Origin of the sequence: Actinosynnema sp. NPDC091369, assembly GCF_044757065.1 — a bacterium.
Lineage (GTDB): Bacteria > Actinomycetota > Actinomycetes > Mycobacteriales > Pseudonocardiaceae > Actinosynnema.
On the sequence record NZ_JBIVUG010000006.1, the window covers coordinates 53290 to 69742 of the forward strand.

The 16453-nt window shown below is 72.5% G+C and carries 15 protein-coding genes and 2 pseudogenes; 9 read left to right on the top strand and 8 right to left on the bottom strand.

Features of this window, described 5'->3' with window-relative positions:
* Nucleotides 1-17: 17 nt before the first annotated feature.
* A complete protein-coding gene (locus tag ACIQMJ_RS23325) occupies nucleotides 18-839 on the top strand; it encodes an NAD-dependent epimerase/dehydratase family protein (RefSeq protein ID WP_499763123.1) in 822 nt (273 codons plus the stop codon).
* Nucleotides 836-2332 carry an aldehyde dehydrogenase (NADP(+)) gene (locus tag ACIQMJ_RS23330; RefSeq protein WP_499763124.1) on the top strand — a complete coding sequence of 499 codons (1497 nt, stop codon included), beginning with the start codon at nucleotides 836-838 and terminating at the stop codon, nucleotides 2330-2332. Before ACIQMJ_RS23325 ends, ACIQMJ_RS23330 begins: the two co-directional genes overlap by 4 nt.
* 542 nt (nucleotides 2333-2874) lie before the next feature.
* On the opposite strand, the gene ACIQMJ_RS23335 is transcribed toward ACIQMJ_RS23330, so the two are convergent.
* Nucleotides 2875-3240, bottom strand: coding sequence for a ketopantoate reductase C-terminal domain-containing protein (locus ACIQMJ_RS23335; protein WP_499763125.1), 366 nt, complete (start codon nucleotides 3238-3240; stop codon nucleotides 2875-2877).
* On the bottom strand, nucleotides 3141-3857 hold the full coding sequence (locus ACIQMJ_RS23340) for a 2-dehydropantoate 2-reductase (protein WP_499763126.1): 717 nt from the start codon (nucleotides 3855-3857) through the stop codon (nucleotides 3141-3143). The genes ACIQMJ_RS23335 and ACIQMJ_RS23340 overlap by 100 nt, the downstream gene beginning before the upstream one ends.
* Nucleotides 3858-3992: 135 nt before the next feature.
* Between ACIQMJ_RS23340 and ACIQMJ_RS23345 the strand changes: the two genes are divergently transcribed.
* Entirely contained in the window at nucleotides 3993-4730 is a 738-nt protein-coding gene (locus ACIQMJ_RS23345) for a GntR family transcriptional regulator (protein WP_499763127.1), read from the top strand.
* Here the strand turns inward: ACIQMJ_RS23345 and ACIQMJ_RS23350 are convergent.
* The gene (locus ACIQMJ_RS23350) at nucleotides 4694-5779 is read right to left on the bottom strand and encodes an Nramp family divalent metal transporter (RefSeq protein ID WP_499763128.1); all 1086 of its coding nucleotides are present in this window, start codon (nucleotides 5777-5779) and stop codon (nucleotides 4694-4696) included. The two genes, ACIQMJ_RS23345 and ACIQMJ_RS23350, sit on opposite strands and share 37 nt — an antisense overlap.
* A gap of 47 nt (nucleotides 5780-5826) precedes the next feature.
* Nucleotides 5827-7651: pseudogene (locus tag ACIQMJ_RS23355) on the bottom strand (acetate--CoA ligase family protein); the annotation flags it as partial.
* A gap of 3 nt (nucleotides 7652-7654) precedes the next feature.
* Between ACIQMJ_RS23355 and ACIQMJ_RS23360 the strand changes: the two are divergent.
* A pseudogene (locus ACIQMJ_RS23360) lies at nucleotides 7655-7867 on the top strand (succinate--CoA ligase subunit alpha); the annotation flags it as partial.
* A gap of 110 nt (nucleotides 7868-7977) precedes the next feature.
* Here the strand turns inward: ACIQMJ_RS23360 and ACIQMJ_RS23365 are convergent.
* Nucleotides 7978-8913: a sigma-70 family RNA polymerase sigma factor gene (locus ACIQMJ_RS23365; RefSeq protein ID WP_499763129.1), complete on the bottom strand. Its 936-nt coding sequence runs from the start codon at nucleotides 8911-8913 to the stop codon at nucleotides 7978-7980.
* 9 nt (nucleotides 8914-8922) lie between these two features.
* A complete protein-coding gene (locus ACIQMJ_RS23370; protein WP_499763130.1) occupies nucleotides 8923-10104 on the bottom strand; it encodes an NAD(P)/FAD-dependent oxidoreductase in 1182 nt (393 codons plus the stop codon).
* Nucleotides 10105-10261: 157 nt separating this feature from the next.
* Between ACIQMJ_RS23370 and ACIQMJ_RS23375 the strand changes: the two genes are divergently transcribed.
* On the top strand, nucleotides 10262-10984 hold the full coding sequence (locus tag ACIQMJ_RS23375) for a hypothetical protein (protein ID WP_499763131.1): 723 nt from the start codon (nucleotides 10262-10264) through the stop codon (nucleotides 10982-10984).
* Nucleotides 10985-10987: 3 nt separating this feature from the next.
* On the opposite strand, the gene fdhD is transcribed toward ACIQMJ_RS23375, so the two are convergent.
* Nucleotides 10988-11809 (bottom strand): formate dehydrogenase accessory sulfurtransferase FdhD, encoded by an 822-nt coding sequence (fdhD, locus tag ACIQMJ_RS23380; RefSeq protein ID WP_499763132.1) that lies wholly within the window; start codon nucleotides 11807-11809, stop codon nucleotides 10988-10990.
* A gap of 191 nt (nucleotides 11810-12000) precedes the next feature.
* Here fdhD and ACIQMJ_RS23385 point away from each other — a divergent pair, with 191 nt between their 5' ends.
* On the top strand, nucleotides 12001-12291 hold the full coding sequence (locus ACIQMJ_RS23385) for a hypothetical protein (RefSeq protein ID WP_499763133.1): 291 nt from the start codon (nucleotides 12001-12003) through the stop codon (nucleotides 12289-12291).
* Here ACIQMJ_RS23385 and ACIQMJ_RS23390 read toward each other — a convergent pair.
* On the bottom strand, nucleotides 12236-13576 hold the full coding sequence (locus tag ACIQMJ_RS23390; protein ID WP_499763134.1) for an OFA family MFS transporter: 1341 nt from the start codon (nucleotides 13574-13576) through the stop codon (nucleotides 12236-12238). The genes ACIQMJ_RS23385 and ACIQMJ_RS23390 overlap by 56 nt on opposite strands.
* A gap of 174 nt (nucleotides 13577-13750) precedes the next feature.
* Between ACIQMJ_RS23390 and ACIQMJ_RS23395 the strand changes: the two genes are divergently transcribed.
* From ACIQMJ_RS23395 to ACIQMJ_RS23405, 3 genes are read left to right on the top strand one after another with little or no spacing between them, the layout of a single operon-like run.
* A complete protein-coding gene (locus tag ACIQMJ_RS23395; protein ID WP_499763608.1) occupies nucleotides 13751-14389 on the top strand; it encodes a MoeA family protein in 639 nt (212 codons plus the stop codon).
* Between the two features lie 37 nt (nucleotides 14390-14426).
* Nucleotides 14427-14885, top strand: coding sequence for an NAD(P)H-dependent oxidoreductase subunit E (locus ACIQMJ_RS23400; protein WP_499763135.1), 459 nt, complete (start codon nucleotides 14427-14429; stop codon nucleotides 14883-14885).
* Entirely contained in the window at nucleotides 14882-16417 is a 1536-nt protein-coding gene (locus ACIQMJ_RS23405) for a formate dehydrogenase beta subunit (protein ID WP_499763136.1), read from the top strand. Before ACIQMJ_RS23400 ends, ACIQMJ_RS23405 begins: the two co-directional genes overlap by 4 nt.
* The last annotated feature ends 36 nt before the right edge of the window (nucleotides 16418-16453 follow it).

Here is a 16453-nt window from a genome sequence, read left to right on the forward strand (position 1 = left end):
TCGCGAAAGGGCTCGATGTGACCGCACGAATCCTGATCACCGGCGCCGCCGGCATAGTCGGCACGCTCATGCGCACCCGGCTGGCCGCGCCGGACCGGACCCTGCGCCTGCTCGACATCGCGCCGCTGCCGGCGGCGGCCGACGGTGAGCGGGTCGAGCTGGTGACGGCGTCGGTGACCGACCAGGCCGCGATGGAGGAGGCGTGCGCGGGGGTCGACGCGGTGATCCACCTCGGCGGGCACAGCCTGGAGCGGCCGTGGGCGGAGATCCTGGACGTCAACATCAACGGCACGCACGTGGTGCTGGAGGCGGCGCGGCGGGCCGGGGTGTCCCGGGTGGTGCTGGCCAGCTCCAACCACGCGGTCGGGTACTACGAGCGGGCCGACGGCGAGGCGGGCGACTACCTGTTCCCCAAGCCCGACACGTACTACGGCGTGAGCAAGGTGGCGCTGGAGGCGTTGGGCAGCCTGTACGCGTCGCGGTACGGGATGGACGTGATCGCGATCCGGATCGGGTCGTGCTTCGAGAAGCCGCGGGACGCGCGGATGCTGTCGACGTGGCTGTCGCCGGACGACGGGGCGCGGCTGTTCGAGGCGTGCCTGTCGGCGCCGTCGCCCGGGTTCCGGGTGGTGTGGGGTGTTTCGGACAACACGCGGCGGTGGTTCTCGCTGAGCGAGGCCGAGGCGTTGGGGTACAAGTCAGCGGACGACTCCGAGGTGTTCGCCGCGGAGGTCCTGGCCGGTGGGGAGCCGGACCCCGGCTCGCCGGCCATGACGTACCTGGGTGGCGTGTGGTGCACGCCGGAGTTCGACACCGCGGTGAAGGAGGCCGGTCGATGAGCGGCGGCGTGCAGGGGTACGACCCGCGGACCGGCGAGCCGGTGGGCGACGCGGTGCCGGAGACGTCGGACGTCTCGGTGGACGCGGTGGCCCGTGCGGCGGAGGCGGCGTTCCCGGCCTGGTCGTCGTCGTCGGCGGTGGAGCGGGCCGCGGTGCTGGACGCGGTGGCGGACGCGCTCGATGCGGCGGCTTCGGACCTGGTGGACCTGGCCGACGCCGAGACGGCGCTGGGCCGGCCGCGGTTGACGACGGAGCTGAAGCGGACCACGAACCAGCTGCGACTGTTCGGGGACGTGCTGCGCGAGGGCAGTTACGTCGAGGCGACGCTGGACTCGGCGAACCCCGACATCATCCCGCCGCGCCCCGTGCTGCGGCGGATGCTCCGTCCACTCGGGCCGGTCGGGGTGTTCGCGGCGTCGAACTTCCCGTTCGCGTTCTCGGTGGCGGGTGGTGACACGGCCTCCGCGCTGGCCGCGGGGTGCCCGGTGGTCGTGAAGGCTCACCCGTCGCACCCGCGGACGTCGGAGGAGACGGCGCGGATCGTGGCGTCCGTCGTGCCGGCGGGCGTGTTCGGCATCGTGCACGGGCAGCAGGCCGGCGTGACGCTGGTCAAGCACCCCGCGATCAAGGCGGTGGGCTTCACCGGGTCGACCGTCGGCGGCCGTGCGCTGTTCGACCTGGCCAACTCGCGCCCCGACCCGATCCCGTTCTACGGCGAGCTGGGCAGCGTCAACCCGACCGTGGTCCTGCCCGACGCCGCCGCCGCGCGCCCGGAGGGTTTCGCGGCCGAGTTCGTGGGCTCCCTGACCCTCGGCGTGGGCCAGTTCTGCACCAACCCGGGCCTGCTCTTCGCCCCGGCCGCCCTCCTCCCGGCCCTGGCGGACGCGGTCTCCTCCGCCACGGGCGGCCCGATGCTGAACGAGCGCATGAGCGACTCCTACCGCTCGGGCACGGACGACCTGGCCGCGTCCGGCCTGGCCGACCTGGTCGCATCGGGCACCGCGCCGAGCGAGGGCTGGAGCGTCGAACCGCGCCTCTTCCAGGTGCCGCTGACGACGTTCGCGGACAACCTCGACAAGCTGACCGAGGAACACTTCGGCCCGGCCGCGATCGTGGTCACCTACACCGATCCCGCCGAACTGGAACTGGTCCTCCCGCGCCTGCCCGGCACGCTCACCGGCACCGTCCACGCCGCCGAGTCCGAGCACGAGGCCGCCGGCCGCGTCGCGGACGCGCTGCGGCCGGTCGTCGGCCGGCTGATCTTCAACGGCTGGCCGACCGGCGTCGCGGTGGCGTGGGGCATGCACCACGGCGGCCCGTGGCCCGCCACCACCAATCCCCTCCACACGTCCGTCGGCTCCACCTCGATCCGCCGCTGGGTCGCCCCGGTCACCTACCAGTCGTGGCCGGATGCCCTGCTGCCCGCAGAGCTGCGGGACGGCAACCCGCTGGGGATCCCGCGGCGGGTGGACGGCGTGCTCGGGGTCCACTGACCGGAATCCCCGGCCGGCCGGAGGCTCCAGTCCTATCGGAAGCTCCGGCCGGCCGGGCTCCAGCGTTAGCGGGTGATCGAGCCGGTCGGGTTCCGGTGCCGGCGAGGGCTCCAGCCGATTGGGATGGCTGACCGGTCGGAAGGCTTGATCGGTCGTAGCCGGCCGAGGCGGTCGTTCGGTGGAGCGGGCGCTGAGCCGGCCTGTGTGTGAGTCGGGCTCGGTCCGGTGTTCGAGCCGGGCCGGGTCAAGTCCCGGGTTGGGCGAGGCGTCGGGGTGGACTGGGTTGAGGCGAGGCGTTGAGGTGGGCTGGGCTGGGGATCGGTCGTTGGTTGGTGGGGCGGGTTGGGGCAGAGGTGGTTGCTCGGGTTTCCTCTTCGTTTCAACCGACGTTTCAGGGGATCGATAACGGGGTTTTGGTTGAGTGGTTCTGGCAGGTTCACTCGATCGTGGAGGCGATGATCGACGTTGAGCCTGGTCAAGGTAGTGGTGGTGGGAGATTTTGGCCAGCGAATCGGAGAACGCGGTTGGTCATTGCGGTCCTCTCAGCTGGCGGCGGTGAGGGCCTTGCGCCCCAGCAGGTCGATGGCGGCGTAGACGCTGCGCAGGGTGGGTGCGGCGACGCCGGTGAGCCGGGCGATCTCGACGACCGCGCCGATGATCGCGTCGGTCTCCAGCGCCTTGCCCGCTTCGAGGTCCTGGAGCATCGACGTCTTGTGGTGGCCGACGCGCTGGGCGCCGTCGATGCGCTTCTCGATGGAGACGCGGGGCCGGCAGCCGACGGCGTGGGCGACCGCGATGGTCTCGGCCATCATGAGGGCGACGAGCTCGCGGGTGTCGCGGTGCTCGCACATCTCGGCCATGGTGTCGCGGGTAAGGGCGCTGAGCGGGTTGAAGGCGACGTTGCCCATGAGCTTGACCCAGATGTCGTCGCGCAGGCGGGTTCGATGGGTGCTTTGAGGCCGCCCGCGACCATGGCCGCGCTGAGCCGTCGGCAGCGGGTGGAGGTGGTGCGGTCGGGTTCGCCGAGGGAGAAGCGGGTGCCTTCGACGTGGCGGATGACGCCGGGGGCTTCGACCTCGGTGGAGCAGTAGACGACGCAGCCGATGGCGCGGCGGGTGTCGAGGACGGCGCTGACGCGGCCGGCGGGGTCGACGGCTTCGATGCGGGTGCCTTCGAGGGGGTGGCCGGTGAGGCCGTGGAAGTACCACCAGGGGATGCCGTTCTGGGCGGCCACGACGGCGGTGTCCGGGCCGAGCAGGGGGGTGATGAGCGGGCCGCAGGTGGCGTACTGGTGGGCTTTGAGACCCAGGAACACGTAGTCGACGGGGCCGATGTCGGCTGGGTCGTCGGTGGCGTGCGGTGCGGCGGTGAAGCCGCCTCGGGGGCTGTGGACCCGGACGCCGTGGCGGCGCATGGCTTCCAGGTGCGCTCCCCGTGCGACGAGGTGCACCTCCACGCCGGCGCGGTGCAGTGCCGCTCCGACGTACGCGCCGATGGCTCCGGCTCCGAGAACTGCGACTTTCATGTCGTCCCTCACCTTCGCAGTAATTGCATACAGTATGTTGTATGAGGTACCGAGCGAGGGCCCGATTGCTTTTTGCATACGAAAATCTGTATGCTGAAGTCCGGGCATTTCCGACACCTGCCCGAGGAGGCGACCGTGAGCCAGCCCAACGCGCCGCTGATCGGCGCGGGATCCACCCGTCGTGCGGCCCGCGAATCGCTGAGCAGCGCCGCTGCCCGCAAGGTCGAGCGGCCCGCGCCGTTGCGACAGGCCGTTTACGAGGCCCTGCTCGACCTGATCGTCAACCGTACCCTCAAGCCCGGCCAGCACCTCGTCGAGATCGAGCTCGCCGAGCACCTGGGCGTGAGCCGCCAGCCGGTGCGCGAGGCGTTGCAACGCCTGCAAACCGAGGGCTGGGTCGACCTCCGCCCGGCGCAGGGCGCGTTCGTGCACACCCCCACCGACGAGGAAGCCGACCAGCTCCTCGCGGTGCGCAACGTCCTGGAGACGTACTCCGCCCGGCTCGCGGCTGAGCACGCCACGGAAGAGGACGTCAAGCAGCTCCGCAAGCTGCAGAACGAGGGCGTCGCCGCGCTGAAGGCCAAGGACGTCGAACGGGTCGTCGCCGCGAACGCCGCCCTGCACGCGTTCATCACGCAGCTGTCCGGCAACACCGTGCTGGCCGAGATGATCGCCACGGTCGACCGCCGCGTCCGCTGGTACTACGCGCCGCTCGCGCTGACCCGGGGCAAGGACGCCTGGACCGAGCACGCCGACATCATCGACGCCATCACCCTGGGCGAGCCCGCCGAAGCGGCCCGGCTGATGAACCAGCACACGGAACGCACGCGCGCCGCCTACCGCGAGCACCTGGACGCCGGCCAGTCGAAGTGATCGGCGGCGACCTCCGACCGGAGTGACAGGGGCCACCACGGTGGCCCCTTCATCCGTGTCCGGGTGACGGGCCTCACCTTGTGGGCGTTTTGTATACGATAGTCTGTATTCTGGATGTAACACCTCCGGCCGGCACGACTGGTGCGCGCCGCCAGCCGCGCCACTTGGCCATCTCGCCGGGGTCGTCGGTGTCGAACATGAAGCCGCGCGCCGGCATGGCCTCCTCCTCCCCCGCGTGCCGCAGGCCGCGGATGCGGGGGATGTGGGCGCCCATGCCGGCGCCGCTGTCGCGCAGGTGCAAGCGTGTACCACATCTGCTGCATGCCGGACGGGCCGGCGAAGGCGATGGAGCCGACGATGATCGGGAACCAGGCCGCGCTGAGCGCTTCGGGCGGCAGGTAGCCGAAGTGGGACATGCCGGTGATGGTGGACACGACGTCCGACCAGGTGCCGACCATCGCGGCCACCACCGCCGTGCCGACGACGAGCAGCCCGATCAGCAGGGACAGCACGTTTTCCAGCAGGGAGTAGATGACCTTGGCCAGGCTGAACAGCACGCCGACCAGGATCAGGCCGACGCAGGCCGACACGGTCCACGGTATGCCGGTGAGCTGCTCCAGGGCCGCCGCGCCGGCGGAGAGGTGCCCGGGCCAGATGTAGACCAGGATCGCGACGGTGAAGAAGAACCACATGATCGGTTTGAACACGCGGGCCGCGCCGAAGAAGATGCTCTCACCGGTGGCCATGGCGTAGCGGGCCATCTCCAGCATCACCACGGCCTGCAACGTCACGCCGATGAGGAACAGCCAGCGGATCTCCGGGCCGAACAGCAGCACGAGCCGCGGCCACATGTAGGACTCGCCCATGCCCACGCCGAGCGCGACGAGGAACACCGTCGGGCCCAGGATGTGGATGGACGGCGGGGCGTCGGGCAGTTTCCTGATGGGCATCGCTTCCAGCCGCCCCGCCCGCCACACGCGTTCTTCCGGCGGAGGTGCGGTGACGTCCGCGCCCGATCGCGGTTCGGCGGGCGAGTTGGGTGTATCCACAATGGACCTCCCGGTGAGTTGCAGCTTCTGAAGGCGGCGCTCCCCCTTCACAGCAGCCCGGCGGAGCGGGCCCAGCGGTACTCGGCGCCCAGCACGGCGACGGGCTTCTCCGTGGTGTACGGGTAGGCCACGATCCCGTGCCGGTACAGGTGTTCACTGGCTTCTTCGACTTCCACGTCACCGGAGAGGGAGGCGACGACGGGCTTGTGGACGCCCCGCTCCCGGTAGTGCCGGACGACGTCGACCACGAGTTCGGCGAACACCATCGGCGGGGTGACGATGGTGTGCCAGTAGCCGAGGATCAGGGCGTGCACGCGTTCGTCCTCCAGGCCGAGGGCGATGGTGTCGCGGTAGGTGGAGGGTGGTTCGCCGCCGGTGATGTCGACGGGGTTGCCCGCCGCGCCGAACGGCGGGATGAACTCCCGGAACGCGGCGTCCAGGTCGGACGGGATCTCCATGAGCGTGAGCCCGTGGTCGACGCACGCGTCGGACAGCAGCACGCCGGAGCCGCCCGCGCCGGTGATGATGACGACGTTCTCGCCCTTGGGGGTGGGCAGCAGGGGGGCACGCCGCGCGCGTACTCCAGCATGTCGTTCAGGCCGGGGGCCCGGATGACGCCGCTCTGGCGCAGGATGTCGTCGTAGACCTTGTCGTTGCCGGCCAGCGCCCCGGTGTGGGAGCCGGCGGCTCTGGCGCCTTGCGCGGTGCGGCCCGCTTTGAGGACGACGACCGGTTTGCGCGCCGAGACCCGTTTGGCCGTTTCGGCGAACGCGCGGCCGTCCTTGAGGTCTTCCAGATGCATGGCGATGAGCTGGGTGTTGTCGTCCTGCTCGAAGAACGTGAGCAGGTCGTCCTCGTCGATGTCGGCCTTGTTGCCCACGCCGACGATCGCGGACACGCCCATGCGGGCGGAGCGGCTGAACCCGAGGATCGCCATGCCGATGCCCCCGCTCTGCGAGGACAGGGCGACCCCGCCCTTCACGTCGTACGGCGTGCAGAACGTAGCCGACAGGTTTCAGGTGTGTAGTAGTAGCCGTAGATGTTCGGGCCGAGGACGCGCACGCCGTGCCGCCGCGCGATGGCCACGACCTCGTCCTGCAACTCCTGGTTGCCGGTCTCGCCGAAGCCGGACGGGATGAGGATCGCGCCCGCCACGCCCTTCGCGCCGGCCTCCTCCAGCGCGGCCGGCACGAACTTCGCCGGGATCGCGAACACCGCCACGTCCACGTCGCCGGGCACGTCGGCGATGCTGCGGTACGCCTTGCGGTCCAGGATCTCGTCCGCTGTGGGGTTGATCGGGTGGATCTCGCCCCGGTAGCCGCCGTCGACCAGGTTGCGCATCACCGAGTTGCCGATCTTGCCGGTCTCGTTGGACGCCCCGATCACCGCCACCGCGGCCGGTTTCATGATCCGGTTCATCGACGCGAGGATCTCGGCCCGGCTGAACCGGACCGGCTCGCGCGCCGCGTCGGCGTCCACCAGGATGCGCACGTCGACGGCCGTCGCGTCGTCCGGTGTGGCCAGCACCGGGTTCAGGTCCACCTCGGCCAGGTGCGGGAAGTCCGTGACCAGGTCCCCGACGCGGCGGATCAGGTCGGCCAGCGCGTCGGTGTCGGCGGGCGCCGCGCCGCGCACGCCGCGCAGGACCTCGGCGGCGGCGATGCCGTCCACCATGGACCTCGCCTCGGCGGCGGTGGTCGGGGCGAGGCGGAACGTGACGTCCTTGAGCACCTCGACCAGCACGCCGCCCAGGCCGAACGCGACGATCTTGCCGAACGTGCCGTCCGTGGTCGCGCCGACGATCACCTCGTGCCCGGAGGGCATCAACCGCTGCACCTGCACGCCGACGATGTCGGCTTCGGCGTTGTGCGCGACGTCCGCGCCCACGTGACCAAACCGGTCGTGGGCTACGTCGCCGGGTTCGCCGCGCCCGAGGGCCGGACGATTGGCCACGCGGGCGCGATCGTCTCCGGCTCCAAGGGCACCGCGCAGGCGAAGAAGGAAGCGCTGGAAGCCGCCGGCGTGCACGTCGGCCGGACACCCGGCGAGACCGCCCGGCTGCTGCGGGAGGTGCTGCGGCGGGCCTGACCGGCGTTCAGCGCAGCCGCCGTTCCAGGCGCTTCGGGTCCTCGCGGCGCCGGACCACGCGCAATCACAGCGCCGCGGAGCGTGGAAGGGCGATCCCGGGGGAAGACCGATCACCACGATTCGAGCAGCGGCGCGTCGGGCTCGTGCCGCCGCCACTGCCCGGTCAGGCGGGCGAGGCGGGCGGCCGTGGCGACACCGTGCACGGAGGCGATCCGGTCGTCGCGGACCTCCAGGACCACCACGCCCACCACCCGGTCGGCCAGCACCGCGAGCACGGCCGGGGACCCGTTGACCAGGCCCGCGTGGAAGGCGGGCGAGCCGCCGACCAACTTCCGCTTCGCCGGGGACGGCCGGAACGCGGCGCGCAGGGCGGTGGCGAGCCGGACGGGGCCCGTGAACCGGACCAGCTTCGCGGTCAGGCCCGCGCCGTCGGAGACCGCGGTCGCGTCGTCGGTCAGCAAGGCGACCAGCCGCTCCGTGCGGCCCGAGGACGCGGCGGCGAGGAACTCCTCGACGACGCGGCGCGCGGCAGCGCGGTCGATCCCGCCGCCCGTGCGCGCCGACGCGACGTGGCGCTTGGCCCGGTGCGCGTGCTGCTGGCTCGCCGACACGGAGATGTCCAGGATTCCGGCGATCTCGGCGTGGCTGTACGAGAACGCCTCCCGCAGCACGTAGACGGCCCGCTCGACCGGCGGCAGGCGTTCCATCAGCGTCAGCACCGCCAGCGTCACCGACTCGCGCTGCTCGGCGGTCTCGGCCGGGCCGAGCAGCGGGTCACCGTCGAGCAGCGGTTCGGGCAGCCACGCGCCGACCGCGCGTTCCCGACGGGCCCTGGCCGAGCGCAGCCGGTCCAGCGCCAGGTTCGTGACCACCTTGGTCAGCCACGCCTCGGGCACCTCGACGTGCTCGCGGTCGGCGGCCTGCCAGCGCAGGAACGCGTCCTGCACCACGTCCTCGGCGTCCGCGGACGAGCCGAGCAGGCGGTACGCCAACGAGGCCAGCCGATCCCGGCCGGCCTCGAACCGCTCCACGGTCGCGCTGTCCACGGCGTCAGGCTAGGCGCTGACCGCCACGGCGACCCGGTCGGACGGGACGGCCAGTCGACGCCTGCGCGCCGGCAGTCCCCACGTCGGGTGGCCCACGCCGAAGGCGGCGGTGGCGAGGATGCCCGCCTTCAGGCGTGCCGCGGCACGGCCGCGCAGCGCCCAGGTCCTCGACCGCGCCCGACCGTCGACCAGCTGGAAGAGCGCGTCCTGCCGGCCCAGGCTGATGTGGTTGCCCACGTAGGGCAGCGACTTCCTCGCGACCGCGCGACCGGTCAGGTCCCCGATGACCGCGGCCACCGCCTGCCCCGCGGTGAACCCGGCGGAGGCGCACGACATCGGCAGCGGCAGGCCGTTCTCGCCGATGACGTGGACGCTGTCACCCGCCGCGTACACGCCCTGGTGCGACACCGACCGCATCTCGCGGTCGACCAGCACCTGCCCGCTGTCGGTGACGGCGAGGCCGCTCGCGGCGGCGATCGGGTGGACCGCGAAGCCCGCCGCCCACACCGTCGCGTCCGCCTCGAACACCGTGCCGTCGGACGCCACCGCCCCGGCCGCCCCGACCCGCTCGACGGGGGTGTGCTCGTGGACCGCGATGCCGAACCGCTCGAACGCGCGCAGCAGGTGGCGACGCGCCTTCGGGCCCAGCCACCCGCCCAGTTCGCCGCGGGTGACCAGGGTGACGCGGAGACCGGGCCGGGACTCGGCGATCTCCGCGGCCGCCTCGATGGCAGTCAGGTTGCCGCCGACGACCAGCACCGCGCCGGTTCCGTCCAGCTCGTCCAGCCGGCGGCGCAGGCGCAGGGCCGCCGGCCGGGCGGTGACGTGGAACGCGTGCTCGGCCACACCCGGCACGCCGTGGTCGGCGACGGTGCTGCCGAGCGCGTAGAGCAGCGAGTCGTACTCGATGGGGTCGCCGTCGGCGACGGTCACGGCCCGTCGACCGGGGTCGATCGCGGTGACCCGTGCCAGGCGCAGGTCGACACCGGTGCCCCGGAACACCTCCGCCAACCCGCGGCGGGGCAGGTCCTGCCCGGCGGCGAGCTGGTGCAGGCGCAACCGCTCCACGAAGTCCGGCTCGGCGTTGACCACCGTGACGCCGAAGTCGTCGGGGTGCAGGTGGCGGGCGAGGTACCCGGCGGCGTAGGCGCCGGCGTACCCGGCCCCGAGGACGACGATGCGGTGCGTCATGTTCTCACTCCTGTCCGGTTGGCTCCCCCTCTGAACGGGACAGCGCCCCGATCCCTGACAGGCCCCGGCCATGGCGTGGGTCACGGGGAACCGGACTGTCGCCCGTCACGTCGGTTGGGGTGGGTTCGCACGCCGCGACGACGGGGGACAGCCGACAGTGACCGATACCTACCGCATCTCGATCGACGACCGGTCGGGCGCGACGCTGCGCGGCCGGGTGCACATCGTCAACCCCGACGCCGAACAGGTCCCGCCCGGCCGGGACTTCGCCCTGCGGATGATCATCGAGGTCTGGCACCGCATCCGGCACGGCTACTTCTTCACCTCCGGCGACGGCAACCTGCCCGACGACCGGCTGCACCTGCACCTGGACGAGCTGGAGAACGTCGTCGACGACCCGGCGCTGAAAGCGTCGTTCGAGCAGCTCATGGGCCTGGACCACGGTCGGGTCGTCTACCTGACCGACGAGCAGGTGGCCGAGATCCTCGCCGTGCGCGAGATCCGCGACCACGAGCGGGAACGAGCCGCCCGGCAGGCGTTGCTGGACCGGTACGGCGTCGCGTCGCTCTCCATCGGCAACGACGGCACCCCGTTCGTGCGGACCGAGCGCGACGGCCGCGCGTTCTACGACAAGGCGTGCGAGGTCGTCACCGACTACCGCCTCGGCGAGGTCCGCAACTGGCCGCCGCCGTGGGACTTCGGCGACGAGGAGGACGAGGACTACGACGAGGACGCGTACTCCGACAAGCTCGCCGCGATGACGCTGGAGGACTACCCGTACGTCGAGTTCACGCTCACCGTGGACGACCCCCGCCACCTCGCGCACATGGGCGGCGGCATCCACTTCGCCACCGCCATCCGCGGCGAGTACGGCTGGTAGGCGTCAGCGCAGGCGGTGGCGACCGGTGTAGACGTTCATCGAGGCGCCCCGCAGGAACCCGACCAGGGTCATGCCGACCTCCGCGGCCAGGTCCACCGCCAACGACGACGGCGCGGACACGGCGGCCAGCAGCGGGATGCCGGCCATCGCGGCCTTCTGCACCAGCTCGAACGACGCCCGGCCGCTCACCACCAGGACCGTGCCGGTGAGCGGCAGGCCCCGGTTCTTCAAGGCCCAGCCCACGACCTTGTCGACCGCGTTGTGCCGGCCGACGTCCTCCCGCAGGCACAGCAACCCGCCGTGCGCGTCGAACAACCCCGCCGCGTGCAGGCCGCCCGTGCGGTCGAACACCCGTTGCGCGGCACGGAGTCCGTCGGGCAGTGCGGTGAGCGTGTCGGTGTCGACGGTGAGCGGGTCGTCGACCACCGGCCACGTCGCGCTGGTGCGCACGGCGTCCAGGCTCGCCTTGCCGCACAACCCGCACGACGACGTCATGTAGAAGTTGCGCTCGATCGACGGGTCGGGCAGCGGCACGCCGGCGGCCAGGCCGACGTCCAGCACGTTGAACGTGTTCGCGCCGTCCGCGGTCGCGCCCGCGCAGTACCGGATCGTGGTCACGTGGTCCGCGGCGCGCACCACGCCCTCGCTCACCAGGAACCCGGCCGCCAGGTCGAAGTCGTCACCCGGCGTGCGCATGGTCACGGACAACGCCTTGCCCGCGACGCGGATCTCCAGCGGCTCCTCCACGGTGAGCGTGTCCGCGCGGGCGTCGGCCACGCCGTCCACCACCCGCACCACGCGCCGCCTGCTCGTCACCCGTCCCATGTGGACACTCCTCGTCTCGGCACAGCCCGGCGCACTCGGCCAGCAGTCGGCGCAACGCCTCGTCCCGGCGCTCCCCCGCCGCGACCGCCACGGCTCTCGTCGCCCGGTGCGCGGCGAGCGCCGGCCACCACCTCGTCCACCGGGCCTGGGGTCGGCCCGCCGCGCGCAGGCAGTGCTCGACCAGGGCGTTCGTGCAGCGCGCTCGGGCGGTCCCGATCAGCGGCACCGCGAACACCACCAACGCGCGACGACCGGCCGGCGTGCTGAGGTCGTTCACGCAGCGGGCCACGGCGGCCGGCACCGGGTGCACCGTCGCGGGCCGGTCGGTCCACTCCTCGTCGGCCAGCGTGGACACCAGCTCCAGCAGGCAGCAGCCGTGCGCCGGGGTGACGTGCCGCCCCGGCGACAACCGGGGCAGCCGCGTGGTCACGACGCCTCACGCGGGCGCGGCAGCAGGTGGTGCGGACGGCCCGGCCGGCTGAACCGCCCGCCCAGCACCGCACCCGCCACGCCCAGCAAGGCGGCGGTGAGGAACGTGCCCGGGTAGCCGTGCGACACCACGACCAGGGACGCCAGGCCGACGCCGACCACGCCGCCGAGGGCCTTGGCGCTGTAGATGACGGCGAAGTTCAGCGGCGCGGTGTCCTCGCCGAAGTACTCGCGGACCAGCCCGACCAGCAGCGAGTAGCAGCAGCTCGTGCCCAGGCCCGCTACGCCCGCGCCGACCAGCAGGGCCGCGGCGTCCTGCCGCTGGGCGCCGAACAGCAGCACGAGCTGGGCCACGCCGCCGGTCGCCATCGCCAGCCGCAGCGTGAGGCGACGGCCGATGGCCTCCGAGATCCGGCCCGCCAGGATGCGCCCGGCGCCCGCCGACGCGGCCAGCACCGCGAGCGCCACCGCCGCGAACGCCGTGCCGCCGGGCACCGCGTCACCGGGCACCACGTCGACCGCCAGGCCCGCCAGGAACACCAGGTCGAACAACGACACCGCCGCCGCGAAGACGACCGTGACGTACATCGGCACGAGGACGCCGCTGCGCACCGCCTCACCCGGCTTGAAGTGGCGGATGGCCGGGCGGTTGCTGCGGTGCGTGCGCAGTTCGCGGCGTCGCGGGTCGACGTCGGCGGGCCACCAGTTGCGCGGCGGGTCGCGCAGCGGCAGGCCGCACGCGGTCACGACCACCAGGACCACCAGGGCGGCGACGGACAGGAAGGCGGCGCGGTCGGTCACGTCCAGCCAGAGGCCGGCGGCCAGGGCGAACGGCACGCCGCCGAGGGCGAACGCGCCCGTGATGAGGGCGATCCGGCCGGTGACGCGGTCGGGGAACCAGCGGATGACGGTGCCGACGCACGTGGCGTAGACCAGGCCGGTGCCGATGCCGCCGAGCACGGAGTAGCCGAGGTGGAGGGCGGGGAGGTGGTCGGCGAGGCCGAGGGTGAGCAGGCCGATCGCGCTGAGGGCGGCGCCGAGCACGAGGGCGTGGCGCGGTGGGAGCAGGTTGCGTTCGCGCAGCCACGCGGCGGGGAACGCGATGCCCGCTTGGCACGCCGTCCAGAGCGCGAACGCCCAGCACAGCTCGACCAGGCTCCACCGCTGCCCCAGGGTGGGCACCAGTGCGCCGAACCCGTACTGGGCGGTGCCGGTGACGAGCATGGCGATGCCGCTCAGCCAGGCGATCCGGCTCCTCGGGCGGCCCAGCAGCTCGTGGTCGGACTCGCCGATGCTGTAGCGGCGGCCGTAGACGTCGAGGACTTCACGCACCTGCATGAGGACCACCCTCCTTGCAGATTGTATACAGTATTGAGTAGCCTAGCGGCTGTATACATTCCTGAACACCCCCGAGGTGGGCGGACCTCATGCGCATCACCTGGACCGAGGCGAGGCGGGCGGCCCGACAGGCGGGCAAGCCGCTGGACGTGGTGGAAGCGCTGACACCGCAGGATCGTTGCCCGGCAGCCGAACGGCCGAGCGGCCGAGACGGCAACCAGCACGCCGGCACTGACCGACGGCCGAGCGGTCGAGATCGTGACCGGTGCGCCCGTGCCGGACGGCGCGACGGCCGTGATCCCGGTGGAGGACGTCGGACGCGTCGGCGCGCCCGTCACGGGCGGCGCCCGGCCCGGCCGGCACATCCGGCGGACCGGCGAGAGCTGCCCCGCGGGCGAGTTGCTGCTGCCGGCGGGCACGGTGGTCACGCCCGCCGTGCTCGGGCCGGCCGCGAGCGTCGGCCACGACACGCTCCCCGTGCACCGTCGTCCCCGCGTGGCGGCGGTGCCAACCGGTGACGAGGTGGTGACCGGCGGCCTCCCCGGGCCGGGACGGGTGCGTGACGCGATCGGGCCCCTGCTGCCCGGCCTGACGTGCGCGGCGGGCGGGGAGTTCACCGGTGTCACCTACCTCGCCGACTACCCGGGTGCACTGGTCGAGGCGTTGCACGCGGACGTGCGGTGCGTGGTCGGATTGCCCGGCAACCCGTTCGCCGCGCTCGCGGACGGGTTGGCGGTGGTGCCGCCGGGGTTCCGCGGCGGCGAGGTCGAAGTGCTGCCTGTCGCCGGCGACGGCAGAGGCGTACAGTTTTGAATACGGTATACAGTCTGCGAGCGACAATGGAGGCCCGATGACCGTGGTGGAACGGGTGCTCGCCGTGATCGAGGCGCACCGCGGCGACCGGGGCGCGCTGCTCCCGATCCTGCACGGCATCCAGGCCGAGTTCGGCTACGTCGACCAGTCGGTGATCCCGCTCGTCGCCGAGGAGCTGAACCTGTCGCGGGCCGACGTGCACGGCGTCGTCACCTTCTACAGCGACTTCCGCGGCGAGCCACCGGGCCGCGTCACCGTCCGGCTGTGCCGCGCCGAGGCGTGCCGGTCCGTCGGGTCCGAGCGCCTGGTCCAGCACGCCGAGACCGCGTACGGCGTGAAGATCGGCCAGACCACAGCGAACAACGCGGTGACGCTGGAGCAGGTGTTCTGCCTCGGCAACTGCGCCCTCGGCCCGGCCGCCCAGGTCAACGGGCGGCTCCACGGCCGCCTCGACCCCGCCCGGCTCGACGGCCTGATCACCGGGGAGCTGCGATGACCACCACCGTCTACGTCCCCCGTGACGCCGCCGCCCTCTCCGTCGGCGCCGACGCCGTCGCCTTCGCCATCACCCGGGAAGCCGCGCTCGCGGGCCGGCCCGTCCGCGTCGTGCGCAACGGCTCGCGCGGCATGCTGTGGCTGGAAACGCTGGTCGAGGTCGTCACCGACACCGGCCGGATCGGCTACGGGCCGGTGACCGCCGACGACGTGCCCGCGCTGGTCTCCGCCGGGATGCTGGACGGCGCCGACCACGAGCTGCGCGTCGGCGTGGTCGAGGAACTGCCGTGGTTCCGCGCCCAGCACCGCCTCTGCTTCGCCCGCGTCGGCGTCACGGACCCGTTGTCGCCGGACGACTACCTCGCCCACGGCGGCATGACGGGCCTGCGGCGGGCGTTGGAGATCGGCTCGGCGGCGGTGGTCGCCGAGGTGACCGGGTCCGGGCTGCGCGGGCGCGGCGGCGCGGGGTTCCCGGCGGGCGTCAAGTGGAAGACCGTCGCGGACACGCCGGGCGAGCTGAAGTTCGTGTGCTGCAACGCCGACGAGGGCGACAGCGGCACGTTCGCCGACCGGATGCTCATCGAGGGCGACCCGTTCTGCCTGATCGAGGGAATGACGATCGCGGCGCACGCGGTCGGCGCCACCGAGGGCTACATCTACCTGCGGTCGGAGTACCCCGAAGCGGTGGGGACGATCCGCCGGGCGATCGACATCGCCTACGCGCACGGCTGGCTCGGTGACGACGTCCTCGGGTCGGGGCTGAAGTTCGACCTGATGGTGCGGGTCGGCGCGGGCGCGTACATCTGCGGCGAGGAGACCTCCATGCTGGAGAGCCTGGAGGGCAAGCGGGGGGTGGTGCGGGCGAAACCGCCGATCCCCGCGATCACCGGCCTGTTCGGCAAGCCGACCGTGGCCAACAACGTGCTCACGCTGGCGTCCGTGCCCGCGGTCCTCGCCGACGGCGGCGCGTCCTACCAGGCGCTGGGCGTGCGGCGGTCGCGTGGCACGCAGGTGTTCCAGCTCGCCGGGAACATCGCGGGCGGCGGCGTGTTCGAGACCGCGTTCGGCATCTCGCTGCGGGAGCTGGTCGAGGAGCACGGCGGCGGCACGCGCTCCGGCCGGCCGGTGCGGGCCGTGCAGGTCGGCGGGCCGCTCGGCGCGTACCTGCCCGCGTCCGGGTTGGACCTGGCGATGGACTACGAGGCGGGCGCGATGCTCGGCCACGGCGGCGTCGTGGTGTTCGACGACACCGTGGACATGGCGTCCATGGCTCGGTTCGCGTTCTCGTTCTGCGCGGAGGAGTCCTGCGGCAAGTGCACGCCGTGCCGGGTCGGCGCGGTGCGCGGCGTCGAGGTGATCGACCGGATCGTGGGCGGCGAGGACGTCGACGAGAACCTGGCCCTGCTGGGCGACCTCTGCGAGCTGATGACCGATGGGTCGTTGTGCGCGATGGGCAGCCTCACGCCCAACCCGGTGCGGAGCGCGCTCCAGCACTTCGCCGACGACTTCACCCCAAGGAGGGTCACCCCGTGACGATCTTGAAGGAACCGGACTTCGGCACACCGGCCT

Excerpts from the sequence above, each read along its gene's own strand:
- ACIQMJ_RS23400 (WP_499763135.1), top strand. The coding sequence starts at position 14,427 with ATGACCGTGGTGGAACGGGTGCTCGCCGTGATCGAGGCGCACCGCGGC.
- ACIQMJ_RS23390 (WP_499763134.1), bottom strand. The coding sequence starts at position 13,576 with ATGCAGGTGCGTGAAGTCCTCGACGTCTACGGCCGCCGCTACAGCATC.
- ACIQMJ_RS23370 (WP_499763130.1), bottom strand. The coding sequence starts at position 10,104 with ATGACGCACCGCATCGTCGTCCTCGGGGCCGGGTACGCCGGCGCCTAC.
- ACIQMJ_RS23330 (WP_499763124.1), top strand. The coding sequence starts at position 836 with ATGAGCGGCGGCGTGCAGGGGTACGACCCGCGGACCGGCGAGCCGGTG.
- ACIQMJ_RS23335 (WP_499763125.1), bottom strand. The coding sequence starts at position 3,240 with ATGGGCAACGTCGCCTTCAACCCGCTCAGCGCCCTTACCCGCGACACC.
- ACIQMJ_RS23340 (WP_499763126.1), bottom strand. The coding sequence starts at position 3,857 with ATGAAAGTCGCAGTTCTCGGAGCCGGAGCCATCGGCGCGTACGTCGGA.
- ACIQMJ_RS23405 (WP_499763136.1), top strand. The coding sequence starts at position 14,882 with ATGACCACCACCGTCTACGTCCCCCGTGACGCCGCCGCCCTCTCCGTC.
- fdhD (WP_499763132.1), bottom strand. The coding sequence starts at position 11,809 with ATGGGACGGGTGACGAGCAGGCGGCGCGTGGTGCGGGTGGTGGACGGC.